We start from the raw sequence: 21445 nt of genomic DNA, 5'->3' as shown, positions 1-21445 counted from the left end.
CTTAGATAGGAGAACCCGGCGGCAATCTCAAGGGTTTAGGAATGAGTTTGCTGTTGGCATCAGTCAGCCCTGCACTCAGCCCCTGTTGCAACCAAGTGTAGTGGGAGGCCACCTTAGCATTCGCGCGATTCGCTTTGGCTTTAAGCTGTTTAATCAGGAATTGGGCGCGCTCATAAATTGCCGCCTTCACCTCTGCTGAGGTTTGCGGATTGTGATACGCAGACAAGAGTTCATCAATCACCACCGCATTCACCCGCATCCACACACCTTCAATCAGAGCGAGCTTATCTTCTTGATAAAGGGTCGCGGCAAACAGCTTGTTGAGTAAAGTTTCGACCGAGAGCTGTTCATTATCTGCCATTGCCCCTTGGCTGACGCGATTTAAGCGCTGTGGCATTAATAACTGACCCACAGTATGGCGCGCTAACACTTCCGCCATACCGAGGGGATCGCTCACCACCCCAAGCCCTGACTCGAAGGACTCCCGCGTCGCTTGATAATTGCCCGCTTTAGGCACCAGCGTATCGAGCAAGGTTTGCGGAACCGTTAAACTGGCCGCATCTAAGGTGCTGAGCAACGCATCGAGGGCCGACATTTGTAACTGCGGCGCAATGTAGCTCCAGCGACTGCCCTCACCGATAGACAGATAGTTATAGTCAGTGCCGCCAATAAACTTAGTGACCGCATCGATTTGATAACGGTTAAGCAAATAGATAGGCACAAAGGCATCGGCTAATTCACCCTGTGGCTCGCCCGGCAACAGTGCTGTGCTGCTAAAACCTTCGATGGCCTTAGCGCGAATACGGTTCAAATCCAGCAGCTGCGCGATAGGGTCGTCACCGCTGTCCCACAAACTCGCATAGGCTTGGCTGGCATCCGCTTGGCGCGAATCGGCTTCGCCAATATAGCGCAGCCCTTTTCGAGCCACTTCGGCCAGTAACTGATTTTGCAGCGCCTCCTGCGCCGTGGCATCGCCTTCATCGCTATAGCCGTAAGCGATAGCAAAGTTATCCCACGGCCCGACACCTACGCCATAAGGTGCTGATATATCGATGTCATTGCCTTTCAGCATGATCTTAGGATGGGGATAATCCATCACTGAGGCGTCCTGATTGGTCGATGCGGCAAAGTTATGATCTAAGCCTAAGGTATGGCCGACCTCATGGGCGGCAAGTTGGCGAATACGTGCCAAGGCTAAGTCATTAGCCGCTTGCTCGGCGGCGCTTCTATCACGCCAGCCCGCAGTTAAGCCTTTGGCAATCAAGTAATCTTGGCGCACTCGCAAGCTACCTAAGGTCACTTGGCCTTTGATGATTTCGCCAGTACGCGGATCGGTTAGCGCCGCGCCGTAGGACCATCCGCGCGTGGCGCGGTGTACCCACTGGATCATGTTGTAGCGAATATCCTGCGGATCGGCATCGGGCGGCAAGAGTTCAACCTTAAAGCCGTTGATAAATCCCGCTTGGGTGAAGGCCGTTTCCCACCAGCGTGCGCCATCGAGTAGCGCCGAGCGGATAGGCTCAGGCACGCCTGGGTCGAGGTAATAGGTGATGGGCTTGACTACTTCGCTCGGCGCCGGGCCAGGATTCACTTTTTGCAGACGGTGACGCAAAATAAACCGCTGCACCAATGGCGCCGAAAACGGCGTGGCATAGTCGCGATACTCATCGGATAAATAGCCACTCATAGGATGATAAGCGCGGGGTTGATAGCCCTCATCGGGCAGCTCGACAAAGGAGTAGCGCATCCGCACCGACATTAAGGTGCCATCGGGCGTGACCTTAGCCACTTGCTCACCCGCCGCATCGGCTTTAAAGGTAAGCTGCACATCCACATCACTATTCTTTTCAAAGGATTTCACCCCGGCGGGTAAAATCGCCGAGCGGGTTAAATCGAGGCGATAATTCCCCTGCCCTCGATGCAGAAGAGCATCTGCGACGCCGTGCAGATCGTTGAGCACTAACTCGCTGATAGCCACCATATCTGGCTTACCATCGAGTAACTTACCCTGCCACAATACCGAATCGGCAAAGGCCTCATCCACGGCGCGCTTTTCGGCGGCATCTTGGGTATTAGCGCGATATTGGGTGTTTAGTTGCTTAAGTTGGATGTAGGGACCTTGGCGCTCAAACTGCACCATGCGGGTTTGACCTAATTGACCACGGTCGAGACCGATATCGTTAGAACCGACCCCTTCAGGCAAACTAGTCACCAATAAAAAAGGCTGATTTAAACGGCTCACCTCGAGGTATAACTCCCCCTCGCTTGGCTCATAGTAAAGATTAAGAAATCCCTTAGCGGCTTGGCTCTGCTTAACGACTTTAGTGCTCGGCAGATCCGCGGCGACACTCAGCGCGGGTAAACCTAAGAGTAGGATGGCGAGGGCTAGGCTATGGGGTTTCATCTTTCCTCCTGATAGGGCTGTCTACGTGGTCATGTTACACAAAACTAAACCACGCGGGGCCATCATTGGCCCCGGGCAAACAATTAATGATGATTATTCTTGTGTTTTATCCAATGCGATAAGGTTTCAAACAGTTCAGTTAACACTATCGGCTTAGTAATGTGGGCATTCATCCCTGCCGCGAGACTCTTTTCTCGATCGCCCGACATCGCATGGGCTGTCATGGCGATAATAGGCAGCACGTCGGCACTAAAGCGTTCACGCAGTGCCCGCGCCGCGGTTAACCCGTCCATCACTGGCATTTGAATATCCATTAATACCGCATCGAAGGGGCGAGAGTCGATAATATCGAGGGCAATTTGGCCATTCCCTGCAACAACGACTTCGTATCCAGCACTCTTTAGCAGCTCAGTCGCCACCTGTTGGTTGATAAAGTTATCTTCCACCAAGAGCACAAGCCCTGTGTGTTCGCCCTCTTCTATCGGCACTTCATCAATAGGCTGCACCACATTAAGCCTTGGCTCATCGGCAAAGGCGGCGATGATCTCATCGAACAGACTCGATGCCTTAAAGGGCTTTTGCAACACGGCAAACACATTGGCACTGTCGACTTCGTGCTGTAAAGGTTCCGCCGCATAGGCGGTCATCATGATGATAATGGGCCGTTTTGCGATGCGGCCTTCGGCCACCATGGTATCGATGGCAGTGATCACATCGCCACCATCCATCTCTGGCATCATCCAATCGAGCAACAATAAATCGATAGGATCCCGCGACAACTTATACAGCGCCTCGGCGCCGCTCGCAGCAGTATCCACCTCGAAGTGGAAGTCACGCATCAACGCCGAATAAATTTGCAGCGCCGTCGGGTTATCATCCACCACAAGTGTGCGTAAATTATTGAGTTTTTCAGGCACAACTAAGGGCTCAACCTTGGCCTCTTCGGCAATCTCAAAGCTGATGGTAAAGCTGAAGGTACTGCCAACGCCTAACTCACTCTGCACCTGCATCTTGCCACCCATCATGGAGACCAAATGCTTACTGATCGATAAACCTAATCCCGTACCACCGTACTTACGGGTCGTCGAGCCATCGGCCTGGGCAAAGGCATCGAACAGTTTTTCCTGCTGATCTTTACTGATCCCAATCCCCGTATCCCGTACCCAGAATTTTAAGGTAATCCGATGGTCGCGCTCGCCCACATCTTCGCAGCCCAGTTCAATCTCACCGGATTGAGTAAACTTCACCGCGTTCGATAACAGGTTAATCAGCACTTGGCCTAAGCGCAGCGGGTCGCCCTTAAGAATGAGGCCTGCCGTGACTGGCGCATACAGTAATAACTCGACGCCTTGCTCCTGCGCCTTAAGGGCATTGAGATCGAGGGCATGGTCGAGCACTTTATCCAGTGGGAATGGCACCCGCTCTAGCTCTAACTTACCCGCTTCAATCTTAGAGAAGTCGAGAATATCGTTAATAATCCGCAGTAACGACTGCGCCGAGAATCCGGCCTTTTCGAGGTAATCCTTCTGCTGCGCCGTCAGCGAGGTACGCTGCGCTAACTGCAACATACCGATAATGGCGTTCATTGGCGTGCGGATTTCGTGGCTCATATTCGCCAAGAATTCACTCTTATACAGGTTCGCCAGTTCTGCGTCCTGCTTCGCCTCCAGCAGTGCCACTTCGTTACTCTTATGGCGCGTGATGTCCTTGTGGGTACCGACCATACGCTTAGGCTGACCATCGGCGGTAAATTCCACCACCCGACCGCGGGAAAGCACCCAGTGATAGCTGCCGTTTTTGCCTAAAATCCTAAACTCGATCTCATAGGCATCGACGGGATTTTGCAGATACTGATTACGGTATTCTTCGACGCGAATTCTATCGTCGGGATGCGTCAGCTGGTCGATAGCCGACACTAACGCAGGGAATTCATTGGGTTTATAGCCCAGCATCGAATAATAGGATGGGTTGCAAATAATATGCTCCGAATCCAGATACCAGTCCCACAGACCGTCTTCTACCGCGTCCATCGCTAAATGGTAACGCTCCTCCGACAAACGTAACTGCTCGGCGGACTCGTACTCACGCGTCACGTCGCGCCACACGGCAATCAAGCCTTGCAGCTCGCCACGGCGGTTATAGAAAGGCAGTTTAAGAGTATCGAGTAATACAGGTTTGCCGGCTAACTCAACCTTCTCTTGATAACGTAGCGGCGTGCGATCTTTTAAGATCTGCTCATCCTCGGCGCGAATACGAATGCCCATCTCTGGCGAGGTTAAATCCTCCGACGACAGACCGATCATCTCGCTTTCGGTGTAACCTAGCATCCGCTCGGCGGCCTTGTTACAGCCGAGGTAATTGCCTTCTTTATCTTTAAAGACAATGGCTTCTGGGATGGAGTCGAGTAATGAGCGCAACAACGCATATTCCCGCTCACGGCGCTCGGTCGCATCTTTTAAGCGCTCGGTGCGGCGCGCCACCAGTTTGTCGAGTCGCTTATTCTGCTCGGCCAAATGATGGGTGTATTGCTTGTTTTCCTCAAAGATGCGGCTCACCAGCAGGAACCAAGGTTCCCAGCCCGGAGTGATTTTTTCCGGCGGTTTACGCGGCTCTTGGGAACAGCCCTCTAAGTGCGACAACAGGCGCGATGCAGGGCTCACGAAGGAGCGGCGCGTTTGCCAGTGCACTATGGTTACCAGCACCGACAGGGCAATGACAACGAGGATAAAGGTCAGCTGCAGTTTTTCGACCGAATCTTGGAACAGGTCGTCCTCATTTTGCAGATACAACAAGCGCCACGGCGCGTTATGCAGCGCGACCGAGTGAATATAGTAACCGTTACGAATAATGCCTTCATGGGCATCGAACAATTCGGACTCGGGGAGCGAATGCAGCTCAGATGGAATGCGCTGACTGATGTGATATACCCGATTGATATCTGAGCCATCGAAGTCGCTGTGGGACAAGATATTGTTCTGCTGATCGAGTAGGATCACAGTCCCAGGCATTTTGAAGTACACCCGAATTTGCCGCGCCAATGAGGCCAAGGTCATGTCGAGGTTGATCGAACCCATAAACTCATCATCGAGATAAACGGGCACACCTAAGGTGGTCAGCAAGCCTTTACCCGTCGAATCGACATAGGCCTCACTCCAAAACACGCTGCGCTGCGGGTTCATCGCCGGGGTGGCGTATTGGAATTGTTTCTTATTGAGCAGCTCATCCCTAAAACGCTGGTCACCGTTGGTCCAAGGGAAGTAGGACATCATCCGTTGGCGGGATAAATAATAAATCGCCGAGGCTTTAGGCGCCGCTTCTTTGGCGACAGGGAAAGACAGCGACAACTCGAACAGCATTTCCAGCTCTTGGTAGAACTTATCGCTGCGGCCATCGAGGGAACCCGCGCCCGTGATCCGCCCCATGTTGGTAAAGGGTTTGCCACCCTTGGCGTAGTTAGGCTCTAAGGTAAAATACTGACCACTCTCGTTAAATTTGCCGTATTGCGGTAAACGATCCTTACGCACTAGTTCACCTAAACGTAGGTGATCCACGGCCACATCCCGCAGACTCTTGACCGCGCGGATGCTCGACTCCAACAGCAAGTCGATTTGCAATACGTGGCGCTCGACCTGTTCTTCGCGCTGCTCCATCTGCTGGGTTTTCTGGCGATCGAAAAACATCCATGCCGTCAGCAACGACAGGACAATCACGCCGATATAGGTATAAAAAACGGCGCGGTTATAGTTCTTTTGGATCGGCGATTTTAATTGGAGATCCGGCTCACTCGATTTCATCCACTACCCTTGATTGCAGCGCTTGATTTTAGCCATCGGTGGCAAAAGTGACTGAGTACATTTATGGCTTCATATATTAGCAGGAAGAAACCCCGAGTCGCATCAAATAATTGCCGTACGAAGGCTGTCAAAGTCTATGATTAGTTGCTTGAAAAATCATAGAAATGCGTAAAAACAAAGGTCCCACGAGTGAGACCTTTTGTAACAATAAAGTAAATAGTTAGAGATGTTCTTCGGCGTATTCGGCCAAGCGTGAACGCACCACCCCATTCAAGTACAGGTTGGCGCTGCCTTCAAAGTCTTTAAAGCGTTCAACAATGTAGGTTAACCCCGAGGTTACCGCGGTGAGATAATTCGAATCGATCTGCGCTAAGTTACCGCAACAAATCAATTTTGTGCCTTCTCCCATCCGAGTGATCATGGTTTTGATCTGCGATGCCGTCAGGTTTTGACATTCATCCAAGAGCACGATGGAGTTTTGGATCGAGCGGCCGCGCATAAAGTTGATCGACTTAAATTGGATATTCGCCTTCTCCATGATGTAGTTCAAACTGCCGGTCGGATTCACATCATTCTTGTGCAGCACTTCTAAGGTATCGGTAATCGCCGCCAGCCATGGCATCATCTTCTCTTCTTCGGTGCCGGGTAAGAAACCGATGGACTCGGCAATTTCTGGCGTATTACGAGTCACAATGACCTTATCGTAACGATTGCGCTCCACTACTAGCTCAAGTGCCGCCGCCATTGCCAGTAAGGTTTTACCGCAACCCGCGGGTCCCGTTAAGATCACCAGATCGATATCGGGATCAAGCAGCGCCTGCAACGCCATCCCTTGGTAAACATTCTTAGGTTTAACTCCCCACGCCTCGAGGTTTTTTAAGCGTTCGCGGCCCAGATCTAAAATATGCAGATGGGTATCGCTACGCTCGGTGACGCGGCCACAAAAATCAGATTCGGTATCAATCAGATACTGGTTTATGTAGAAGGGTTCGTTATCTAAATCTTTCAGTGGGACTTCGTGAATCGTATGTCGACCATGGCGCTCGGTGGATACCTTGTTTAAATGCTCCCAAAAATTCCCTTCGAATTGATAAAAGCCCTTGCTGAGGAAACGAATATCATCGATCAGCTGGTCGGTTCGATAATCCTCAACCAATTGAATGCCCGCGCCCTTGGCCTTAAGACGCATATTGATATCTTTGGTAACTAACACCACGGTACGTGGATGGTGGAGGTTTTGCAGGTGCAGAGCGGTATTGATAATGCGGTTATCGTTGCCATCCCCCGGCAGGGCGCCTAAGGTAAAATCGACAAGATGGTCAGGGAAAATAGACAGCGCCCCTATCGCATCGGCATGCCCTTCTCGACTCGGTAAAGGGACACCATTAATGATTTGTTCCGGTGTTGTATCACCGCCTAGGGTATCTTCCAACGCCCGTATGGCGACCCTAGCATCCCGACTCACATCACTCTTTCGATCTTTAATCTGGTCTAGCTCTTCTAGCACTGTCATCGGAATGACCACATCGTGCTCTTTAAACGAATAGATCGCCAAAGGTTCATGTAGTAACACATTGGTATCCAGTACAAACAACTTTCTGTCGTCTTGTTCCATGGCGCCTCCAGAGTGCTCGATTGTTTTTATGCTACATCTCTTTCCAGGTGAGTGGATATGGCTCCTATGTCAGTTGGCGAGCTAAAGAATGATCTTAAAGTTCAAGCCTCTACTTAATAAAGACGGCTAGCGGCTTAAACTAATATTGGCACCATTCTCTCTGAATGCCAACCGAATGAACCTGTGTTTAAGTCGGTGACTCGAGGGCAGTGTAGGTCCCTCGATATGACAGTAGCATGACAAATCATCGTACGACTACAGAGAATTTTCTTCACTGTTCAATTTGTAATCTAGTGTGTGGGGAATTAGGCTCTAACGGGTGAGAGGGCGATTCAAATATCCCTAGTATTGATATAACATACGCGCCCTTTGTTAGAGTCCGCCCAGAGATGAGAATTTAAGATGCCGTTTGCCTTAGGACAACGTTGGATAAGTGATACCGAGTCAGAGCTTGGTTTAGGAACAGTCGTACAAGTTGAAGGCCGTATGGTCACAGTGTTATTCCCTGCGACTGGTGAGAACCGCATGTTCTCGCGCAACGAAGCCCCCCTGACCCGTGTCATATACAACCCTGGCGATACGGTTGAAAGCCATGAAGGCTGGAGCCTCTCGGTTGAAGAACTCACCGAAAAAGACGGCCTCGTCGTCTACCACGGTATCCACAGCGAAACAGGTGAGAAAGTCAGCCTGCGCGAGACCCTGTTAAACCACAACATTCGCTTTAACAAACCGCAGGATCGCCTGTTTGCTGGTCAGATTGACCGCCTAGACCGTTTCGGTATTCGTTACCAATGCCAGTTACTGCGTCATCAACTGGCGACCTCAGATTTACTCGGCTTACAAGGTCCACGCGTCGGCCTTATCCCCCACCAGATGTGGATTGCCCATGAAGTGGGTCGCCGTTATGCGCCGCGTGTATTGCTGGCCGACGAAGTGGGTTTAGGTAAAACCATCGAAGCGGGTCTGATTATCCATCAACAACTGCTCACTGGCCGCGCCGAACGAGTGCTGATCATTGTGCCGGATACCCTGCGCCATCAGTGGTTAGTGGAAATGCTGCGCCGCTTTAACCTGCGCTTCTCAGTATTTGATGAAGACCGTTGTGTCGAAGCCTTTGCCGACCATGACAACCCTTTCTACACCGAGCAGTTAGTGATTTGTTCCCTCGAATTACTGCGTAAAAAGAAACGTCTCGACCAAGCACTCGATGCCGACTGGGATCTGCTGGTCGTCGACGAGGCTCACCACTTAGAGTGGACCGAAGAAGCCCCGAGCCGTGCCTACCAAGTGGTTGAAGCATTAAGCGAAGTAGTGCCTGGCGTATTGTTATTAACGGCAACGCCAGACCAACTCGGCCATGAGAGCCACTTTGCGCGCCTGCGCCTACTCGACCCAGATCGTTTCTACGACTACGATGCCTTCCTCGCCGAAGAAAACAGCTACAAAGATGTCGCCGTTGCCGCCGAAGCCTTAGCGGGCGACGCAAAATTATCCGATGCCGCCATCAACAGCCTCACCGAATTACTCAGCGAGAAAGACATAGCGCCGAGCATTCGTTTAATTCAAGCCGAAGATATCGATAGCGAACTGCAACAAGCGGCTCGCAGCGAACTGCTGCAAGAGTTGCTCGACCGCCACGGCACAGGTCGCGTGCTGTATCGCAACAGCCGCGCCTCGGTAAAAGGCTTCCCGAAACGTATTTTCAACGCCTATCCCCATGCAATGCCTGAGCAGTATCTTACCGCTGCCCGCGTGAATGAGATGATGGGTGGTCGTAAGAGCTTAGAAGCGAAAGCGGCTCAAGCCCTAAGCCCAGAAAAACTCTACCAAGAATTTGAAGATAACAGCGCCAGTTGGTGGAAGTTCGATCCTCGCGTGGATTGGTTAATCGAGTTCTTAAAGTCGCACCGCAGCAAGAAAGTGCTGATCATCGCCAGTGGCGCCGATACCGCCCTGAGCTTAGAAGAAGCCCTGCGTACCCGTGAAGGCATTCAAGCTACCGTATTCCACGAAGGCATGTCGATCATCGAGCGCGACAAGGCGGGAGCCTACTTCGCCCAAGAAGAAGGCGGCGCCCAAGCGCTGATCTGTTCTGAAATCGGCTCCGAAGGTCGTAACTTCCAGTTCGCCAGCCACTTAGTGCTGTTCGATCTGCCATTGAACCCAGATTTATTAGAGCAACGTATCGGCCGTTTAGACCGTATCGGGCAGAAGAACGATATCCAAATTCACCTGCCTTATCTGCAAGATACGGCGCAGGAGCGTCTGCTCAACTGGTATCACCAAGGTCTGAATGCCTTCGAGCTCACCTGTCCAAGTGGCCATGTGCTGTACAGTGAATTTGCCGAAGATCTGTTGAATGTTCTCGTCGGCGGGGATGAAGATGAGCTAACCAATCTGCTCAACCACACTCAAAGCCGTTACAAAGAACTGAAACACGCTATGGAGCAAGGCCGCGATAAGCTGCTGGAAATCAACTCCCACGGTGGCGATAAGGCCAAGGCGATTGTCGAGCGTTTAGCCCAAAGCGATCAGGACACTAAACTGATTGGTTCGGTGATCCGCTTGTGGGACATTATCGGTGTCGATCAAGAAGATAAAGGTGAGAACTCTATCATCCTGCGTCCAAGCGAACACATGATGTTCCCAACCTATCCGGGACTGCACGAGGATGGCGTGACGGTCACCTTTGACCGTGATACTGCGCTCTCCCGTGACGATATCGCCCTGATCACCCAAGAGCACCCGTTAGTGCAAACAGGCTTAGATCTGATCACTGGCTCTGACACAGGCACGACGAGCGTGGCGATTTTGAAAAACAAAGCCTTACCCGCAGGCACCCTGTTCTTAGAACTGATCTACATGGCGGATGCTTCGGCGCCTAAATCGAGCCAGTTATATCGTTATCTGCCACCGACACCTATCCGCGTACTGCTGGATAAAAACGGCAACGATTTATCTGCTAAGGTGGATTACACTAGCTTTGACAAACAGTTAAGCGCGGTTAACCGCCATATTGGCAGCAAGTTAGTCACAGCATCCCAACCGATTCTGCATCCGTTATTTGCTAAGGGTGAAGAATATGCCCAAGCCGCCGTGAACGAGTTAGTGGCGCAGGCGCGTGAGAAAATGACCAGCCAACTGACGGGCGAATTGGACCGTTTAGAGTCCTTGAAAGCGGTTAACCCGAATATCCGTGAGGAAGAGTTGGAATACCTGCGTAACCAAATGCAGGAACTGAGCACTTACCTCGACGCGAGTCAGCTACAGCTCGACGCGATTCGTATGGTTTTGGTTAGCCATGTCTAATCCGCAATGACGGTAAGCTAGAGCCTCCCTAGGCTCGCTTAAGCGAATATGCAAACGCCCAGCAAATGCTGGGCGTTTTTATTTTCTCTTCACGATAAGTATGGCTGTAGGCTGGGCCTAGGCACTGCTGCGCGCGTTCGTCGTCACGAGCTCAAGCAAAAATTGCTTCTGCTACGCCGCTTCAGGTTATACTCTAGCTAATTGAATTTATGAGACTACACAGGTGGTTATCAATTCTATGGCGCGTATTATCCCCTCGGTATTGAGCCTAGCCTTAGCTCTCGCCAGTGCGAGCTTATTCGCCGCCGATCCCAGCACTCAAGCGCCAGCCCCCAATACTCAGGCGCCAGAAACAAGTACTCAAGCACCTGAATCCAGCCCGCAGGCGCCAGAGACAACTCCCCAAAACGCCGAGACGAACCAAGCGAGCAAAGCGCCCAATGGGCAAGCTGTGGCGAAAAGAACAAGCAGTTATTTACCCGCGAGTGAAATCAAGCTGATCACCATAGATGATCAACCGCTCGAACTCTTAGTTCGTTCATGGGAAGGCCGCAAAAAACTCGGCGCCGCGATTATCTTACCCGCCACCAATGGCACCGCCGATGCGCCCGGATTAATGGCTTTTGTCAGACGTAATATCAATGCTGCTGGCTGGGCCAGTTTAAGCCTTACCCCGCCCACAGAGCCGCCCGCACCCAACTTTGCCACTCCGGCGACCGAAGTGACCTCCGCAGGGGCGGCACAGTTAAGCAGTCCTTCGAATAAACCGAGTCAAAAAGTGAAACCCGAGCAGAGCAATAAGCATTTGCTTGAGCAGGAAGACTTTTTAGTCAAAAGCATGTCACAGCTCGACAGCGTAGGCACCGACTTTCCCGGTAAACGGGTGCTGATCACCGCCGATCAAAGTGCGGGATTATTGATAAGTCTATTAAGCCAAAAGAAAATTGCCGATCCCGATGTATTAATCGTCATCAACCCCTACAGCGAAGATGAGGCGCGTAACCAAGCCATTGCCGAGAAACTGGCCAAGCTCACTATGCCAATACTCGATATTCAATCACCCGATGGTCACCCCGCATCGTTAGAAACGGCGGAGCAACGCAAAAGCCTCGCCGTGACGTTAGAGGCGCCGAATTATCGGCAAACGACATTAGCATTAAATCTGGATAACGAGAGTGCATGGCAGAACTGTTTGAGCGCCATAAGGGGATTCGCCGCCCGTATGAGCGGCGCCAATTGAGGTGCAAGCCTTTCTAAAGCTTAAGTAATCCGTTATGGGGCGTTATCGAAATAGAGTTACGCTGCTACCAACCCGATTGGCGATCTTGATAGGCTTTGTTGGGATCCTTTAGCTGACGCGTCGCTGCAATCGCGCGATTTTTACCAAGTAACAGTCTGACTTGGCTCCACGACTCACGGCAAAGAAGTGCACGAATCGAAGCCGTCCAGCTACGATTGATGCTCAACTTGATCGCCGCTGCGGCATCGGGGGAGGTATTGAGAAGCTCCTGAGCCAATTGCTGCGCGCTTAACATCGGATGATCACTTAGCTGAGTCACTAACCCTAAGCGACTCGCCTCTTCGCCCGACAACACTTTGGCCGTAAGGCTGAGTAACATCGCCTGATCCTTGGGCATTATTTGCCTCAGCGCCACTAAGCCAGCCATGTCCGGCACTAGCCCCCATTTGGCTTCCATAATAGATAACTTGCTGTCTGGGCTCGCTATTCTAAAATCAGCACCTAAGGCGATTTGCATGCCACCGCCATAGCAGCAGCCTTCTAACACCGCGATGACAGGCACGGGTAAACCTTGCCACCCAAGGGAGACTCTCTGCGCTAAGTTGGCATTGCCAGGCAGCCATTTAAACAGCAATTTGAATGCTTGCATCGGTGCCGACATCACACTCTTTACGTCCAGCCCCGAACTAAAATGGCCTCCAGCTCCAGATAAAATAACCAGTCGAATCCGAGTATTTGATTTAATACGTTTGATCGCTCTGTCCAACTCGCTAAACATTAAATAATTAATTGCATTATATTTTTCTGGTCGATTGAGCTGGACATATGCAATGCCATTCTCAATCGTTACTTGCACACAAGGCTCACTCATGAAATATTCCGTTACTGGTCAGGCCAGAGCAAATGTTAACACGTTTGGAATAATTCACCAAAGGATGTAACATAAGCCTAAATTTTGACATCCGTCAAAATATTGTCGACTGTCATTAAGTTTTAATAGGTGAGTATGCTAGGCTTGCGCTGAAGCATGAGAACCTCAAAAGTATTAACCCCTTATGTTCAACCATGGGTGCAACTTGTCGTTTTAACGAGTCATCTTCTCTGAACATCGGTTGCATCACCAACGGCGCTGCTTACCCACAAATTTGCATAATCGTGTCGAGATGGGTCCCGTGGGGAAACAGCCTATTGCAGGATTGAGCATCGAGCTATTCGCAAAAATCGATGCCCTGCTTACGACAAATTCGCGAAATTTGATTTAATTCTCCAAGGCTTTTTACTGCCAGCGCCTCGCGCTCGAGAGATAAATAAATTGAATTAACAAATAAAATCTATAGGTTACATATAGATGTTATAAATCAAACTTGCCCGAAGAGCTTAATTCGTCATTCAAAGATTTAGAATTAGTGTTATCTTCAATAAATGGGCAATTAAGGATCAGTAGTCAGCATGACAATCTCTGTACTCATCTGTGACGACTCCGCCATGGCGCGCAAACAAATGGCTCGTACCCTACCGAAAGAATGGGATGTCGAGATCACCTACGCCACCAATGGCGCCGAGGGTTTAGATGCCATTCGCGCAGGTAAAGGCGAAGTTGTCTTCCTCGACCTTAATATGCCAGTCATGGATGGTTATGAAGTGCTGCAAACCGTGCAGCAAAACGATCTTCCCGCGCTGATTATTGTGGTCTCGGGTGATATTCAGATCAAAGCCCATGAAAGAGTGAAAGCCTTAGGGGCATTGGATTTTATTCAAAAGCCCGTCAGTGCCGACGCCATCAGTAATATCCTGCAGGAATACGGCATCCTCACCTTAACGCAGAAAGATCAGGCGGAAGAAACGCCGATGATCAAAGTCGATATGCGTGACGCCTGCCAAGAGATCGCCAACGTCGCCATGGGGCGCGCCGCCGATCTGTTAGCCAAACTTCTCGATGTTTTTGTCCTCTTACCTATTCCAAACGTGAACGTGCTCGAAGTCAGTGAGCTGACGATGGCGCTCAAAGCGACGGAAGAAAGCTCAACGGTATCAGCCCTCTGCCAAGGATTTATTGGTGCGGGCGTGGCGGGTGAAGCCCTGCTGCTATTCCACGATTCGAGCTTTCAAGATATGGCAAAACTCATGGGGCTAGCCAATCCAGAGGACATCAGCACTGAGATTGAAGTCTTGATCGACACAGGCAACGTATTGATTGGCGCCTTCCTAAACGGGATCTCAGAGCAGCTCGACATGAAGTTCAGCCAGGCTCACCCTGTAGTGCTAGGCCGCCACTGTACGGTGAATGATCTTATCCATGATAACTCGGAAAAATGGCACAGAACCTTAGCAATGGAGATTAACTATCGTATTGAAAACCATAATGTTCAATGCGATTTGTTACTGTTATTTACCGAAGACTCTATTCCGACGCTCAGTTATAAGCTCGGTTATTTACTCGATTAATCAGTTGGATTTTACCTTATGTCAAACGATCAAAGCGCAATGAACGAACTCCATTGGCTTATCGATATGGTGCAAACCATCGAAGTGGGTCTAGTGGTATTAGATCGCGATTATAATATCCAACTGTGGAACGGCTTTATGGAAAACCATAGCGGCGTATCCCCTAATTCGATTAAAGGGCAAAACCTGTTCACCCGTTTTCCTGAGCTACCAGCGACTTGGTTAAAGCAAAAGATGGAATCGGTTTTTATGCTGAAAAATCGAGCCTTTATCAGCTGGGAACAAAGACCCTACGTGTTTCAGTTTAAAAACTACCGCCCCATTACCGGACGGGCCGATTTTATGTACCAGAACGTGACACTGTTGCCTCTGGCCTCATTAACCGGAAAAATCACCCATATCAGCGTGATTATTTATGATGTCACCGACATCGCCGTCAACAAGCTACAGCTCAAGGCCGCCAACGAGCAGTTAGAACGCCTCAGCCAGACCGATGGCCTGACACAGCTCCATAATCGCCGCCATTGGCAACAATGTTTAGAGCATGAGTTTGACCTCCACGCCCGTTATTCGGGGATGTCGAGCTTGGTCATGATAGACATAGACCATTTCAAAAGAATCAACGATACCTACGGCCATGTCGCGGGTGATAAGGTGATTCAGCATATCGCCCATATCCTAAGCCATTCATTACGGGAGACCGATTGTGTCGGCCGCTATGGTGGTGAGGAGTTTGCGGTGGTTATGCCTAATACCTGTGGCGCCGATGCCCTCAACTTTACCGAGCGTTTGCGGGAAAGAATTGCCGACTCCACCATAGTGTACGAAGGGCTGAAGATCAAAGTCACAGTAAGCCTAGGCGTGTGTGAAATTGGCAAACATATCACTAGCAGCTCTGGCTGGATTTCTTGCTCAGACAAAGCCTTATACGAAGCCAAGCAGAAGGGGCGTAACTGTAGCGTCCTGCACACCGCGCAAACTAGTGGTTACTAAAACCAAAAAGCCCATCGATGATGGGCTTTTTGTTACTGAAATCTCAATGGTCGCGAATTAGTGCGGAAAACCATCGTCTTCTTCGTCATCACCTTCTTCATCATCGATATCGTCGCCAACGAAGTAAGTGCCCCAGCCGTCGTAATCCACTTTCTGTTTAGCCGCAAGTTGCAGCAACTGCTCGGTCGCTTTATCCAGTAAAGCAACTTCCAACTTGTGGTAAGCAATAGCATCAAAACAGAAAATCACTGAGCCATCTTCCAGCTCCATCTCTTCAGCGTCATTGACTTCAAAACCGAGTTTGAATGCATCAACGGCGGCTTTTTCTAAGCGGTCGAAGTTGCTAGATGAGAAATGGTGCTCAATGGTGTATTCCGCATCTGGCTCTGAGCCATCGTCAAGCAGGGCTTGCACTATGTCACGATTCTCGGCAAGTTGGGCTTTTAATTGACTTTCAATAGACATGGATTTGTCTCCGTTAAGGTAAAACTGGCTCAAATTGGCGCTATTATACGTCATCGCCTTCGAGAGTTTTACCCATTAATGTTGCCGCTTCACGATTTATCTCGTTAAATTTGGCTGACATAGTCTCATACACTTGGGCAGAAAAGGCCTTCACATCGGCTTTGTCTAATCCTTCGGTCGGGATAGGCGCCATCATCTCAATGATCACTACCCCGTTATCCCAACGGTTTAAATTAATATGGCTCTGACAAGAGGCAAGCACTGGCACTATCGGCACTCCAGCGGCAATCGCCGTATGGAAGGCGCCAGCCTTAAAGGGGAGCAAACCGCGGCCACGTGAGCGGGTCCCCTCAGGGAAAATCCACACAGATAAACGATTCTGTTTAATCTTTTCGGCGGTTTTAGCCATGGTATCGAAGGCACTGTTGCGATTTTTTCTATCGATCAGAATATTGCCCGATAGCCAGTAGATCTGCCCGAATAGCGGGATCCACACTAAGCTCTTTTTGCCTAAGCTGACGGTGCTTTTCGGCACAGCTTTAGTATGAGTGAACAGATCGAAGTTATTTTGATGGTTTCCTAAAAAGATATAAGGGCCATCCTGAATTTCTTTATGCCGACGCACTATGACTTTAAGCCCTAGAATAGGGGCGACGGATGAGAAGATCTTGGCGAACATATGTACATTGTCACGGTGACGGGGTCGCAACAAGCAGACCAATCCACCAAAAATAAACGCGAGTAACAATGACACAGCCAACAACACAGATCTGACGAGTAACAGCACGACATACTCCAAGGATGAAAGTGGCGACAGTATAGCCACCCAGCCCTAGGGACTCAATATAATGTTTACATCTGTAAGCTGAGTTGCTAACAATCCAAACAAAAGCCCATCGGTACTCGCGCAATCATGCACGACGATGGGCTTTTAAATCAATATCTAAGCTTAAACGGCTAAACTAAAAACCTAGTTTGCGACCTGGCGCACTGCCGCGGTTTTACTTAAGCCTAAACGGAAGACCAAGGCACTAAGGGCCAAAGTCGCGACAATTGCCGCGCCGCTCGGTAAGTCCAACGTTGCCGAGAGCACCAGCCCCAGCAAGTAACCCATAAGGCCGACCAGATAAGCGTAAAATAGGCCGCTCTTACCTTGGTACTTGTTGAGTGCAAGTGCTGGCAAAATGAGTGTACTAAACACTAAATAGACCCCAACCAGCTCTACCGACAAGGTGATCACCAGTGCAAACAGCAGATAGAATCCCGCACCGTTTAAGATCTGTGGCCGCAGAAAAATCACCGCTAACACAGCCGTATAAACCACGGTCGGCAACACTAATTGCGACCAACTCACCCAAAGGATCTGGCCCGACATCAATTGCTTTAACAGCTCAGCCCCGTGGGGATCGTTCGCCAGCAATAGCATGGCCGCCACCGCCGACAACACGTAAAAGCAACCTATCATCGCTTCTAGCTCACCCGCCATCCGCTTAGATAACCAAGCGATAAACCCCGCCCCCGCAAGGGCGAATAAGGCCGGCATCCACACATTAGAAAATGGCATATCTTCTAACCTGTGGTCCATGTGCGCCACAATCGCCCCCAACGCGGCGACTTGAGCAATGGCTAAATCGATAAAGATGATCCCACGTTTAAGCACTTGTTTGCCAAGTACAATATGCGTTGAGAGCACTAAGATCCCCGCCGCCAGTGCTGGCAGCAGGATCGACATCAGTTCCAGATCCAACATAGGCTTATTTCACCCCGTTTAAGAGGGCAATAGCGCTGTCGTAGAGGCTGAAGAGATCTTGACTCGCATCGTTGCCACCAACCGACATTGGCAACATAAGTACTGGTAGATTAGCCTTTTCACCCAACCACTTAGCACCACGCTCATCCTGATATGACGCCACAACTACCGCCAGAATATCGCCCTGCTCGGCGCGGCTCAGCAAACTCGCTAAATGGCCGCTAGTCGGTGCCAGACCGGGTTTAGGCTCAAGATCTGCAGCTTGTTCAATCCCCAACCAGTTGAATAGATATCTAAAACTGGTGTGATAGGCGATGACCTTTTTGCCTTTTAATGCTTTAGCCTGCTCTTCCCAGCGGGGAATCGCCGCCTGCCAACGAGTACTAAAGTCCGCTAATGCCTTTTGGTAATTCGCCGTCTCACTCGGGTCGAGTTGACTCATCTTAGCGCTGAGCGCATTCGCGACGCTTAGCAAACGCGTCGGATCGAAGTGGATATGCGGATTTCCCTGAGCATGCACATCCCCCATGCTGCGGTCCACACTCGCTAACTTATCTAAGGTATCGATTTGATCGGCGGCGAAAAATAGCCCCTGATCGGTAGAGCGAACCTTAGCGTTAGCCGACTTCATTTGCAGCATTGGCAGCCAACCGATTTCTAAATCGGCGCCCGCACAGACCACCAGATCCGCTTGGCGCATTTTGGCGATCAAACTCGGACGCGCCTGCACTTGATGCGGATCCTGCAGGGCCGTGGTTGCCGAATAAATGTTGGCATTTGGAGCCAGCTCTTTTGCCAATGCGGCATATTCGGGTTCACAGGCAAACACATTCAGCTCAGCGTGGGCAAAGCCTGAACAAGCGATAGACAGGGCCGCTGCGGCCGCTTTAACAAAATTAGAATTGATGCGCACCGTGAGCCCCCAGAGACATAATGTATTGAATAGTGAAAACATTGTCGTCTTCGATTCCATTGAAGTTAGTTCCCTTCTGATTGGTGTACTGGAAACGTACAGTCGAGAAATGGCTCGAATGCCACGCCAGACTCACCTCAGATTCCTTTAACTTCTGTCCATGGAAATGATCGCCATGGAGCTCTTGGGTATCCACCTCGCCGTAACGCACACCCGCAGACCAGCTAGGCGTGAATTGATACACGCTGCTCAGATACCAACCTTGATGATAGTCCTTGCTCGGCGCATCCTCAGGATGCAGGTCGCTCGGCACAAAGTCAGTCACGCGGTAATACTCACCGCTCAGGGTCAGGTTTTGGTATTTATAGTTGCCATTTGGCGCCCACTTATACACAAAATCAGCACCATAGGTGTTTTTACCTGTGTAAGATGCCGCATGGCTGTGGTCATGGCCTTCTTCGGCCGCTTCGTCTTCGTGCTCGTCACCCTCTTCATGGGCTGTGGCTTGACCATTTTCGTTACGCAGGTAGCTCAATCCCGCCTGCCATGAGCTGTTGTCACCAATGTCGCCACCGATTTTTGAGTATAAGGTGTACACGCCTACGTTTTTAAACTCACGCTCACCGTGTTCGTCGGCAGCTCGCATGCTCTCGCCTTTAAAGGCTTCGGCACCTATGGTCCAATACAAGTCCGTTGGTGCCACAAAGTTTAAGCGCACACCATCATCAAAATAATGGCCGCCGAAAAATGCGCGGTAAGCAATTGGGCGATCGGTGAATGAATCGGTATGTAAATGCTGGTTATTTAAATAACCGATATCCGAGAGGAAACGTCCGCCACGGATTGAAAAGCCCGCTGGCATCGCCATGGTTTGGATAAAGGCTTCTTCGAGATTCAGTTCAGTTTCACCATCGTGCATCTCAACAACGGCGGTTACTTTGCCGTAGAACATGTCGTCGATATTGGCACTCATCGCCAGCTCAGTTTCACCTAAACCAAAGCCTTCGGCGGTTTCAGCCAATGGGCGCTCGGCCGTTTGGTAGTAGCCATTGAGTACTGCGCTAATCGCAGGATTGGTAAGGCTCGAATCTTCCGCTAACAGTGCCGGCGAAACGAAGGCGCACGCCAAGGCCACCAAAGAAATTCGGTTGTTCAAAACAGTCATGATATCTCCAAAATACAACTAGTACCCGATGACTGTGTAAAGTCACCAAGAAATACAATAAGTTAAAATGTAAAAGTTGATTTAACGGAGAACTGGTGGCGCGCGGCTTAGGTAAACACTAACGTGTTTAGAGAAGGTAATGGGTAAGACAAACTCACAAACATCGAATCGCTGTATCGCTAAATCAAGCTTAAGCGGCTGGGTGAGCAGAATTTTATTTAGCTGATGTTGATGGAAGCACAGGGTACAGTGCGTCTTTGCCCCATCATCAAGGTGGGTCACACTATGGGCTGAGGCAACAAAAGACAGCAACACCAATACGGCGGCTAGCCATACCGAAATTGTGCGTCTTATGTGACTTTGCAGTCTCACTCAGTCGTCCCCATAGTAAAAAAGTGGCACAAGTTTAAGTCAGGCCACTAGCAAGTTGCAATAAGGTAATAGGCGCCCAATGCGTTACAAGATATTTACCATTGCAACTTTAGGATGAAAAACGCACAACAAAAAACCGGCTCAAGTTGGCAAAAAGAGTTATTTAAGATTAGCTTAAGTCAGTAAAACTATGATGTGCTCGGTGTGATACCCGCTCAATCTAGAATCCATTCAATCCAGCAAAAGGCAACCAAAATGCTAGCATTTTTTCGTGAAAACTTAGGATTAATCTTAGGGATAGTGATTTTCGGCGCAGTAATTTTGGGTGGTATTTATTACGTAGAACACTCATTAGAGAGTCAAGAACAGGTTGTTCAATAGCCAAGCTCTAGTCTAAACCAAGTTGAGCCTGTGCGATAAAACCTGCGCGGCTCCACTCGGTTAATCCAATCCCCTCGCCTCTAGCGATACTTTTGCCGTTGATCGCTATCGTCTTCTTTCTCTGGTGCCTCAATCGTTTGCAATTGATCCATAAAATGGCTTACCAGCAGCAACATCACACAGAAGATCATCACAGGGATCAAAAAATGCCGGGTCGAAGCATCGAAGTAGCTGTATAGGCCTGTAGCTACACTCGCATAAAAGCCAAAAAGTTTTAGCTTCAATAATTTAGGGTTATGCCCCAGCCATGCTGAACAATGGGGACATTGCACTTGAGCGTGAAAACCTTTGCCACGCTGTTGGGTAATTTGAGCAATTTTAATTGACTGATGGCAATGGGAGCACAGCATTTACGGTACATTCCTAACTATGGGGCGCTAAGTTTATCAGATCCTCATCCCATTCAGTCGAACTAATTAGCCCTCAAGTTTCAAAACCTCCCTCAAGAGCTTAAAGCTGCCAAGCAGCGCACAATTTTTGTACTCAAGCAGCATTTTATGCTGTTGCGATTTTACAGTGTTTCGCGCACCTCCTATTAT

Annotated in this window: 15 protein-coding genes; 4 read left to right on the top strand and 11 right to left on the bottom strand. The window is 50.0% G+C overall.

What is annotated here, in order from left to right:
• Position 1 precedes the first annotated feature (1 nt).
• The 3 genes from K0H59_RS02905 to K0H59_RS02895 all read right to left on the bottom strand — a co-directional run bounded on the left by K0H59_RS02905 (position 2) and on the right by K0H59_RS02895 (position 7813).
• Positions 2–2404, bottom strand: a complete 2403-nt coding sequence (locus K0H59_RS02905; RefSeq protein ID WP_220054606.1) for a zinc-dependent metalloprotease — start codon at positions 2402–2404, stop codon at positions 2–4.
• A gap of 83 nt (positions 2405–2487) precedes the next feature.
• On the bottom strand, positions 2488–6198 hold the full coding sequence (locus K0H59_RS02900; protein WP_220054605.1) for a response regulator: 3711 nt from the start codon (positions 6196–6198) through the stop codon (positions 2488–2490).
• A 220-nt stretch (positions 6199–6418) separates the two neighbouring features.
• Positions 6419–7813 (bottom strand): PhoH family protein, encoded by a 1395-nt coding sequence (locus tag K0H59_RS02895; RefSeq protein WP_011627270.1) that lies wholly within the window; start codon positions 7811–7813, stop codon positions 6419–6421.
• A gap of 402 nt (positions 7814–8215) precedes the next feature.
• Between K0H59_RS02895 and rapA the strand changes: the two genes are divergently transcribed.
• Both rapA and K0H59_RS02885 read left to right on the top strand, forming a co-directional pair.
• Entirely contained in the window at positions 8216–11122 is a 2907-nt protein-coding gene (rapA, locus tag K0H59_RS02890; RefSeq protein ID WP_220054604.1) for an RNA polymerase-associated protein RapA, read from the top strand.
• Positions 11123–11360: 238 nt separating this feature from the next.
• On the top strand, positions 11361–12362 hold the full coding sequence (locus tag K0H59_RS02885) for a DUF3530 family protein (RefSeq protein WP_220055547.1): 1002 nt from the start codon (positions 11361–11363) through the stop codon (positions 12360–12362).
• A gap of 64 nt (positions 12363–12426) precedes the next feature.
• On the opposite strand, the gene K0H59_RS02880 is transcribed toward K0H59_RS02885, so the two are convergent.
• Positions 12427–13233, bottom strand: a complete 807-nt coding sequence (locus tag K0H59_RS02880) for a crotonase/enoyl-CoA hydratase family protein (protein ID WP_220054603.1) — start codon at positions 13231–13233, stop codon at positions 12427–12429.
• Positions 13234–13811: 578 nt separating this feature from the next.
• Here K0H59_RS02880 and K0H59_RS02875 point away from each other — a divergent pair.
• On the top strand, positions 13812–14807 hold the full coding sequence (locus K0H59_RS02875; RefSeq protein ID WP_011621374.1) for a response regulator: 996 nt from the start codon (positions 13812–13814) through the stop codon (positions 14805–14807).
• An 18-nt stretch (positions 14808–14825) separates the two neighbouring features.
• A complete protein-coding gene (locus K0H59_RS02870; protein ID WP_011621373.1) occupies positions 14826–15800 on the top strand; it encodes a sensor domain-containing diguanylate cyclase in 975 nt (324 codons plus the stop codon).
• A 57-nt stretch (positions 15801–15857) separates the two neighbouring features.
• Here K0H59_RS02870 and rraB read toward each other — a convergent pair whose 3' ends face one another.
• From rraB to K0H59_RS02840, 7 genes are all read right to left on the bottom strand, one after another.
• Complete coding sequence (gene rraB, locus K0H59_RS02865) at positions 15858–16265, bottom strand: ribonuclease E inhibitor RraB (protein ID WP_011715766.1); 408 nt, start codon at positions 16263–16265, stop codon at positions 15858–15860.
• A gap of 43 nt (positions 16266–16308) precedes the next feature.
• Positions 16309–17052 carry a 1-acylglycerol-3-phosphate O-acyltransferase gene (locus tag K0H59_RS02860; protein ID WP_041412535.1) on the bottom strand — a complete coding sequence of 248 codons (744 nt, stop codon included), beginning with the start codon at positions 17050–17052 and terminating at the stop codon, positions 16309–16311.
• A gap of 183 nt (positions 17053–17235) precedes the next feature.
• Positions 17236–18015 carry a metal ABC transporter permease gene (locus tag K0H59_RS02855; protein WP_220054602.1) on the bottom strand — a complete coding sequence of 260 codons (780 nt, stop codon included), beginning with the start codon at positions 18013–18015 and terminating at the stop codon, positions 17236–17238.
• A gap of 4 nt (positions 18016–18019) precedes the next feature.
• A complete protein-coding gene (locus K0H59_RS02850) occupies positions 18020–18928 on the bottom strand; it encodes a metal ABC transporter solute-binding protein, Zn/Mn family (RefSeq protein ID WP_220054601.1) in 909 nt (302 codons plus the stop codon).
• Positions 18912–20093 (bottom strand): hypothetical protein, encoded by a 1182-nt coding sequence (locus K0H59_RS02845; RefSeq protein ID WP_220054600.1) that lies wholly within the window; start codon positions 20091–20093, stop codon positions 18912–18914. The genes K0H59_RS02850 and K0H59_RS02845 overlap by 17 nt, the downstream gene beginning before the upstream one ends.
• A gap of 81 nt (positions 20094–20174) precedes the next feature.
• Positions 20175–20465, bottom strand: coding sequence for an ABC-type zinc uptake system zinc chaperone (locus tag K0H59_RS21200; RefSeq protein WP_258405886.1), 291 nt, complete (start codon positions 20463–20465; stop codon positions 20175–20177).
• Positions 20466–20926: 461 nt separating this feature from the next.
• Complete coding sequence (locus K0H59_RS02840) at positions 20927–21256, bottom strand: hypothetical protein (RefSeq protein WP_088211808.1); 330 nt, start codon at positions 21254–21256, stop codon at positions 20927–20929.
• Positions 21257–21445 lie beyond the last annotated feature (189 nt).

This window comes from Shewanella sp. FJAT-51649 (assembly GCF_019457435.1).
Lineage (GTDB): Bacteria > Pseudomonadota > Gammaproteobacteria > Enterobacterales > Shewanellaceae > Shewanella > Shewanella mangrovisoli.
Note: the sequence above shows the minus strand (reverse complement) of the source record. Positions and strands in the feature narration are given on the sequence as shown.